This is a genomic window from Acidobacteriota bacterium, assembly GCA_039683095.1.
Classification (GTDB): Bacteria; Acidobacteriota; Aminicenantia; order Aminicenantales; family Saccharicenantaceae; genus RBG-16-66-30.
Genome location: JBDKSB010000004.1, coordinates 73,762 through 82,536 on the forward strand (window position 1 = coordinate 73,762; position 8,775 = coordinate 82,536).

Annotated in this window: 4 protein-coding genes; all 4 read right to left on the reverse strand. The window is 66.5% G+C overall.

Annotation, left to right across the window (positions count from 1 at the left end; translation table 11 throughout):
• Positions 1 to 50: 50 nt before the first annotated feature.
• Entirely contained in the window at positions 51 to 1,316 is a 1,266-nt protein-coding gene (locus tag ABFD52_04605) for an outer membrane beta-barrel protein (GenBank protein ID MEN6560038.1), read from the reverse strand.
• On the reverse strand, positions 1,313 to 3,187 hold the full coding sequence (locus tag ABFD52_04610; protein ID MEN6560039.1) for a nucleoside-diphosphate sugar epimerase/dehydratase: 1,875 nt from the start codon (positions 3,185 to 3,187) through the stop codon (positions 1,313 to 1,315). The genes ABFD52_04605 and ABFD52_04610 overlap by 4 nt, the downstream gene beginning before the upstream one ends.
• 185 nt (positions 3,188 to 3,372) lie before the next feature.
• Positions 3,373 to 6,807: a Ser-Thr-rich GPI-anchored membrane family protein gene (locus tag ABFD52_04615; GenBank protein MEN6560040.1), complete on the reverse strand. Its 3,435-nt coding sequence runs from the start codon at positions 6,805 to 6,807 to the stop codon at positions 3,373 to 3,375.
• 131 nt (positions 6,808 to 6,938) lie between these two features.
• A partial coding sequence (locus ABFD52_04620; GenBank protein ID MEN6560041.1) for an FG-GAP-like repeat-containing protein occupies positions 6,939 to 8,775 on the reverse strand: 1,837 nt, incomplete at its 5' end.

The following is an 8,775-nucleotide window of genomic DNA, read 5'->3' on the forward strand; positions in this document are numbered from 1 at the left end:
AACTTTCTCGCGATCCCGCCCCCGGACTCCCGGATCCCGTCTATCCAAGGCTAGAAATCGTAGGCTAAGTTTACCCCAAAGAACGTCCGCTTGTCATCCTCGGCGGCGATATTCGAGTCGCGCGTCCACCAGCTGGCGACGAACCCGAGCGCGGCGCTCTTGACGATCCGGACGTAGACGCCGGCCGAGTGGACCCGGTAATCGTCCCGCCGCTTGGCCTCGAAGCCCGGCTCGATCTCCTGGTCCAGCGGGTAGTCGTTGCGGCCGAAGGAATAATCGTAATCGAAGCGCAGGAAGCGGAAGACGTAGATCGAGGCCCCGGTCCCCGGCCGGCTCTCGACGTAATAGGGGTTGTCGTACCAGAGGGAGAAGCGGACGTCCCGCGCGTACGACGCCCGGATCGCCAGCGGCCGGGCCAGGCGCACCGAGAGCTGCGAGTCGCCGACCAGCCCCCGGAAGTCCCGCCCCCCGGAGTTGCGGATATCGAACTTCTTGTAGCCGATCCGGATGCGGCCGCGGACCCGGCGCCCGAAGGGCGTGAACTCGAGACCGGCGTAGCCGGCGCCGCTCCGCGAATCCCGCAGGAGCGCCGTCGAGGGGAATTCGAACCCGTACTGGCCGTATTCGAGGTCGACGAAGAACCGCTTCCGCGATCCGGCCTGGTAATAGAACGACAGGTTGGCGTAATCCTCGCGCCGGTTCAGCCGCTCCCGGACGTTGAACCCGCCCTCGTACTCGACGCTGGCGTAATCGTACCGGACCGTCCGCCCGGCCAGCGAGAACGAGGTCCTGTGGGCCAGGTTGACCAGCATCGACCCGCCGTAGCCCTTCTCCGTCCGCCGCGGCCGGATGTCGATCTCGGTGTTCCAGCGCTCCCGGGCGTCCGAATAGACGCCCTCGAGCGAGAAGAAGACGCTCTTCAGGCTCAGCTGGGCCGCGCCCCTCGCATAATAGTTCCAGGTCCGCTCGCGCGCCGTCTTCGAGTACCAGACGTATTGCGGCGACCCGTAAGCCGAAAGGATGAATTTCCGGGGAGCAGGAAGATAGATCGTGGCCGCCGGCCCGGCCGTGATCGTGTAATCCTTGACCGGGTCGGAGGCCGCGTAAAAGATGTTCGAGTCCACGCCGGCGTTGGCGATGACCAGCCGGGGCTGGATCTTGAACGGCCCGAAATGCCAGGGCGCCTCGTCGATCTTCTTCCGGAGCTCCAGTCCCCGCCAGGTCTCGCCCCGGGACAGGCAGGGCGCGAGAAGGACGGCGAAAAGAACGGCGGCCGCCAAGGCCGCCGGGGCAGCGGCCTGGCGCGGCCTTCTCATAGCGCCGCTCTCCGGTACCCGATGCCCATCTCCGCGAGGCCGCGGAGGATCCCGTCGACGTCCCCCCTCGTGGCCGCGTCGATGAGGGCGCCGGCGCTCTTCAGGGCGTTCCCGTTGAGCGTTTCGACCGGCGGAGCGATGAAGATCCTTTCGAACTTCGTCGACTTAGTCCGCTCCTCGTCGATCAGGATCTCCTCGTAGAGCTTCTCGCCCGGCCTCGCGCCGGTGAACTCGATCTCTATGTCGTCCTCCCGGTGCCCCGACAGCCGGATGAGCGTCTTGACCAGGTCGACGATCTTGATGGGCTGGCCCATGTCGAGGACAAAGATCTCGCCCTTCTCCCCCAGCGTCCCGGCCTGGATGATCAGGTGGACGGCCTCGGGGATGGACATGAAGTAGCGCCGCATTTCCGGATGCGTGACCGTCACCGGCCCGCCCCGGGCGATCTGCTTCCGGAACAGCGGCACGACCGAGCCCCGGCTGCCCAGGACGTTCCCGAACCGGACACAGGCGAACTTGGTCCCGTTCGACTTGGCCGCGTTCTGGACGACGACCTCCCCGATCTTCTTCGTCGCCCCCATGACGCTCGACGGGTTGACGGCCTTGTCGGTCGAGATGAAGATGAACCTCTCGACCCCGGCAGCCGCCGCCGTCTCGACGATGTTGATCGTCCCCAGGACATTGTTCAGGATCGCCTCGGCGACGTTGATCTCCATCAGGGGGACATGCTTGTGGGCCGCGGCGTGGAAGACGACCTCCGGCCGGTATCTCTCGAAGAGCACATTGAGCCGGTCGCCGTTCTTGATGTTGGCTATGACGGGATCGATCACCACGCCGCCGACGCCCCTCGCCTGCAGATCGTTGTCGATCTCGAAGATGCTGTTCTCGTCCTTGTCCAGTAGGACGATCTCGGAAGGCCCCATGGTCGCGAGCTGGCGGCAGAGCTCCGAGCCGATCGAGCCCCCCGCGCCGGTCACCAGGATGCGCTTGCCGCGATATGCCTTGGCGACCTCCGGCAGGTGCTTCTTCAACTGAAAAACGCTGCGGCCCAGGAGGTCCTCGATATCGATCTCCCGGACCTTGGTGATCTTGACCTTGTCATCGAGCATCTCGAAGAGGCCGGGCACGATCCTGACCTTGAGCCCGGCGCTCTCGCACAGCCCGACGATCCGCCGGACGTCCTTCGACGAGGCGTTGGCGATGGTGATGAGGGCTTCGTCGATGCGGTGCTTCGCCGCGATCTTCGGGATGTCCGCCGTCTCTCCCAGGACACGGACGCCTTGGATGTTCCGGCCTCTTTTTTCGGGATCATCATCCACGAGACCAACAACGGTCACCCCCAGGTCGGCCCTCTGCTGAAGCTCCTTGACGACCATATTGCCCGCGTCTCCGGCGCCGATAAGCAGCACGTTCTTCCGGAGACCGCCGTTCTTCTCCTTCAGGTCGCTGCGCGCCCGGCCCTCGGCCGTCAGCCGGCGCACCATCCGCACGCCCAGCGTGCCGAGCGTGGCCAGCAGAAGCTCGATGATGATGACGCTCAAAGGGACCCGGAGCAGGCCGAGGCGGGCGGGCGCGAAGAACCTCGATCCCAGGAGGACCGGCGTGAGCGGGACGAGGGCCCCGAAGATGGCCAGGGAATCCCGGATGGAGACGTAGCGCCAAACGATCGAATAGATGGAGAAGACCTGGAACAGGGCGATCCGGGCCAGGACGACGAAGGGGGCCAGGGTGATCATCTGGGCCATGAAGCCGCCCGTGGGCAGGCCCTCGAAGCGGATGACGTACGCTGCGATCCAGGCGGTCGTGAAGACCACGGCGTCGACCAGGACCTGGTTGACCTTTCGGAAAAACGTGCGCTCGAAATCTATCATGGTGATTCTGTTGGGCTGATTCTAGTGATACCATGACAGACTGTCAAGGCATCCAAGAGCCCGGAAACGATGCCGCAACCGTTTCTTATCGAGGCGACACCCCCCTGCCGCCGCGAGAGGGAGCCCGATCGCGGCTCTTCTCCGGCGGCGCGCCGCCGTTCCCGCCGCTCGGCAGGCCGGCGCTCTCAGTGCTTTGCGGTCTTCCGGACCTTGTCCTGGCCGCTATTCTTTTGCCCGGGCCCTTTCTGATCGGGACCGGAGGCGGAGTTCTCCGCTTCACTGCAAACGAATCCCGGCTCGCCGGGGCCCGCCGGCCGCAGCGTTCCGGGCTCGCGCTTTTCGAACGGATCAGGGTTGCGTTCCTCGATGGGCGCGAATTTCGATCCGCCGGGGCCGCGGCTCGACTCGTCCCGGAACCCGACCGCGCCTTCCGGCCCGGAGGCGACGCCGAGCGCCGGCGGTGAAACCGGCTCGGCGCCGTCAATGGCGGCGGCCGCCGCGGCCGCGAGGCCCGCTCCGGCGTAAGCCGGCCTCATCTTCCCGGCCGAGATATCGCGCGCCGTCGATCCGAGGAGGACCCAGGCGTTGTTGTGCGAATACCGGGCCCAGACGCCGCCCTGCGTCGGCCAGATGCCGATGAGGTCGTCGGTCCCATCCCCGTCGATGTCGCCCGTCGTGATCAGGGTCGCCGGAGAAGCCAGCTTGACCCAGGCGCCGGTGATCGAATTCCGGTAAAAGGCGCCCTGGCCGTCCCAGGTGCCGAGCAGGTCGTCCCGGCCGTCGCCGTTCATGTCGCCGGAGGCGATGTGCCGCGCCGTCGACGAGATCTGGGCCCAGGCGTTGTTGTGCGAGTACTTGACCCAGATGCCGCCCTGGCTCGGCCAGAGCCCGATGAGGTCGTCGACGCCGTCCCCGTCGAGATCGCCGCAGGCGATCATGGTCGCCTGCGAGGCCATCCTCACCCAGGCGCCCGTGACGGAGTTGCGGTAGAAGACGCCCTGGCCGTCCCACGTGCCGAGCAGGTCCACGCGCCCGTCCCCGTTCATGTCCCCCGCGGCGATGTAGACAGCCGTCGAGGACAGCCGGGCCCAGGCGTTGTTGTGCGAGTACCTGACCCAGATGCCGCCCTGGCTCGGCCAGAGGCCGGCCAGGTCGTCGATGCCGTCGCCGTCGAAATCCCCGACCGTGATCATGGTCGCGGGAGAGGCCAGGCGGACCCAGGCCGCCGTGTCGGAGTTCCTGTAATAGACGCCCTGGGCGTCCCAGGTCGCCACGAAGTCGTCCTTCCTGACGGCCAGGGTGAAATTAGCGTCGGATTCGTCCGAGGTCCCGCCCTGCCAGACGAGGACCCGGTAGTCCGTCCCGGCCGTCTCGTTCGAGGCTATCGTCCAGGCGAATGTCCCGGCGGAGGCCGCGGCCGTCCCCAGGGTCTTGGCGTAGACGCCGCCCTTATAGAGGTCGATCGTGACGTCGCCGGCGAGCCCCGTGGATGTCCACGTTATATCGTGGCTCGACCCGGCCACCCAGCTTTCGCCGCCGTTGGGCGCGGTGACCGTGATCGTCGCCCCCACGACCTCCGCGGCCGCGTAATCCTGGGCGAGTTGATCCTCCGTGACCGTCGTATATGTCCGCGAGGGAGGCGTGAACGCATAGCCGTCGAGGGCCGGCGTCACCGTGCCGCTCCAGCCGGCCGATGTGGTCACGTCATAGGCCCCGGAGGAATTCGTCACCGGATTGCCCGGCAGCCCCGACATGAGCACGCCCGCCAGGGGCGACCCGCCGACGAGCACCGTGCCGGCGATACGGACGTTGACCTGGGTCCAGGCAGTGGCCCAGGCTTCGGCGCTGTCGTGGCTGTCGAGGGCGCTTTGATTCCCGGTGTGCGCATCGGTGTGCGTCCGGACCACGAAATAATAGGTCCGGCCCGGCGTCAGGCCGGCGACCTGGAGCGACGCCACCCCCTTGTTCAGGGTGTGGCCGATATCCGCGTAGGGGCCGCCGGCGGTCTCCGAGGACAAGAGCGCGTAGTACCCGCCGTGGGCGGTGTAAGCGATGGTCGTCCAGGAGACGAGGATGTTCGCCCCGTCGAGAGCCGTCGCCGTCACGCCGGTTGGCGGGACCGTTTGGGTCGAGGCCCAGTCCGCGTCCTTGGAATCCAGGAAGGCCGTCACGGCGGAGTCGGTCGCGTAGAGGGAGTTGTAGCCGATATCGGTGCCCTCGGGCAGCAGGGCGGTCAGGTTCGTGATCGAGGCCGGGACGGGCCCCTCGAGGGCGTTGCCGTGGAGATGCAGGTACTGGAGGCTGACCATGTTGCCCAGGGACGACGGGATCGTCCCGGTCAGCATGTTCTCGCACAGCCAGATGTCGACCAGGCTCGTCAGGGAGCCGAGCTCCGTCGGGATGGCCCCGCTCAGATGGTTCTTGTCGAGCCGCAGATAGAGCAGGGAACCCAGGTTGCCCAGGGTCGCCGGGATCGAGCCCGTGAGCTCGTTGTGGCCCAGGTAGAGATAGGTCAGCCCCGACATGTTGCCGATCTCCGCGGGGATCGACCCGGTGATGCTGTTGTTATGAAGAAGAAGCTGCTGGAGCGTCGAGAGATCGCCCAGCTCGGCCGGGAGGGGGCCGCCGAGCTGGTTGAACTGGATGGTGATGCTGACGACGCTCGACAGCCCTCCGATCTCCGGAGGGATGGCCCCGGACAGCTGGTTGAACTCCAGATGCAGGTTGACGAGGCTGGCGAGGTTCCCGATCTCGGGGGGGATCGATCCGGTCAATTGGTTATGGCCGAGCTCGATCTCCTCCAGGAGCGCCAGGTTGCCCAGCTCCGGCGGGATCGTGCCGCTCAGCTGGTTGTGGCTGAGATAGAGCGCCTGAAGGTTGGCCAGATTCCCGATCTCGGGGGGGATCGATCCGGTCAGGCTGTTGTTATGGAGGAGCAGGCCCCGCAGGCTGGTCATGCCGCCGAAGCTGGCGGGGATGGAGCCCGTCAGCTGGTTGTTGTAGCAATTCAGCAGGAGGAGGCTCGTCAGGTTCCCCAGCTCGGCCGGGAGGGACCCGCTGAACTGGTTAACGTTGAGCAGGAGGCTCTGGAGCGAGCCCAGGTTCCCCAGGCTTCCGGGGATGCTCCCCGTGAACTGGTTCTGGTAAACATCCAGGGCGGTCAAGTTCGTCAGGTTCCCCAGCTCGGCCGGGAGGGAGCCGGAGAAGGAGTTCTGATAAAGATGGAGGAGCGTCAGGCCGGTCAGGTTGCCAAGGCTCGAGGGCAGGGAGCCGCTGAGCTGGTTCGTATGGAGGTTCAGGGCGGTCAGGCCGGTCAGGTCGCCGATCGCCGCGGGCAGGCTGCCGATCAGGTTGTTGGAAGACAGGTTGATGGCCGTGACCGTGGTGTTCGACGCGCCCGTGGTCACGCCGCGCCAGGTGTTTTCCGTGCCCGGCATGGCAAAGCCGTCCGTGTCGAGAGGCGGCGTCTTCCAGCCGGTATTGTTGGTCCAGGAATCTCCGCCCGTGGCGTTATAGAGCGCGATGAGGGCTTGCCGCTGGGCGGCGGGGATCGCCCCCAGGGCCGAAATCCCCAAGCCCATGAAAAGGATCAAGACCGCAATGACAGCTGTTCTTTTCATTCCGTCCTCATTATTTTATAGAAGGGTCCCATCCCGGATTCCCCCGCCGGGAAGAGGACAGGATAGCACACCTGTCCCCCAAAAATAAACACGATCCAATTTTCCGCTTCCTTCCTTGAAAACCGCCTTAATTATCCTTTGTTTTTCAGCGACTTGTCAACCTTTTTCGGCTCCTTGCGGGGATTGATATCGTTGCCGGAACCAGGCGAGAGATTCGCCTGGGACGTCCATTTGAAGCCCTTCTCCCCGGGGCCGGGCTTCTTCGGACCATGCCCAAGCGAAGGCCCTTTGCCGGGTACCAGGTTCTCGCGGCCCTCCGGCCGGAAATACCGCCCTCCGGGACCGTTGTCGGAGAGATCCAGGACCTTCGCTGCCGTACCCGGCCCTTCGGCCTGCCCTCCGGATGGTGCAGTCAACTCCTCGGAGGCCACAGAGGCTTGAGAGGTCCCTTGGGATCTCATCTTGCCGGCCGAGATATCCACGGCCGTCGAGCTCAAAAGCGCCCAGGCCCCCGTCTTGGAATACTTAACCCACACGCCGCCCTGGGTCGGCCAGATCCCGATCAGGTCGGCCTTCCCGTCCCCGTCCAGGTCGCCGCAGGCAACCTGCGTCGCGACTGAGGCCATCTTCACCCAGGCGCCCGAGATCGAATTCCGGTAGAAGACCCCCTGGCCGTCCCAGGTGGCGATAAGGTCATCCCGGCCGTCGCCGTCGGCGTCGCCGACACAGATGTCGCGGGCCGTCGAGGACAGCTTCGCCCAGGCCCCGGTGTGCGAATATTTCACCCAGACGCCGCCCTGCGACGGCCAGATGCCCGCCAGGTCGTCCGTCCCGTCGCCGTCGAGGTCTCCGGTCGTGATCAGGGTCGCCGGGGAGGCCAGCTTGACCCAGGCCCCGCCGATCGAGTTCCGATAGAAGACCCCCTGGCCGTCCCAGGTCCCGAGCAGGTCCTCCCGGCCGTCGCCGTTCATGTCCCCGGCCGCGATATGCACGGCCGTCGAGGACAGCTTGGCCCAGGAGCCGCTCTGCGAGTACTTGACCCAGATCCCGCCCTGGCCCGGCCAAAGTCCGATGATGTCGTCGATCCCGTCGCCGTCCAGGTCCCCGGCCGCGATCATCGTGGCGGGTGAGGCCAGCTTGACCCAGCCCCCCGTATCGGAGTTCTTGTAATACACGCCCTGGCCGTCCCAGGTGGCGAGGAAGTCCTCCTTGGCGACGGCCGCAGCCGCCGCGGCATAGTCCTGAGCGGTCATGTCCGCCGCGACCGCCTCATAGGCCCGGTTGGCCGGGGTGAAGGCATAGCCCGCAAGCGCCGGCGTCACCGTGCCCGACCAGCCGTCCGGCACCACGGCAGAATAGCTCCCGCCGCCGCCCGTCACCGGGTCGCCGGGAAGTCCGGACATGAGAACGCCGGCCAGGCCGGCGCTGTTCAAGGTCACCGCGCCCGAGATCGTGCGCGTGACATAGGCCGCGAAATCCTGACCGGCCGCCGAGGCGGTCACGTTGTCATAAGCCCTGGTCGCCGGAGTGAAGGCATGGCCCGTGAGCGCCGGCGTCACCGTGCCCGACCAGCCGTCGGCGACGACGGCGACATAGCTGCCGGCGCTCGTCGTCGTCGGCGTCCCGGGCAGACCGGTCATCGTCACCCCGGCCAGAGGCAGGCCCCCGAAGGTGACCCGGCCCGAGATCGTGTGACCGAGCCCCGTGTATTCCCCGATCGTGATGGACAGCTCCCGGGTCGCGGCCTGCTGCGGCGACGTCGAATCCGTCAGCCGGACGACGAAGGTGAAGGCGCCGGTCATGGCCGGCACCCCGCTGATCTCTCCCCGGCTGTTCATCGCCAGGCCGTCGGGCAGGGCCCCCGAATCGATGCTCCAATAATAGAACGGCCGCCCGCCCGAGCCGGCCAGGGCGCCGCTGTAAGCGACCCCCAGCTCCCCGGCGGCCAGCGACTCGGTCGTCACGGCC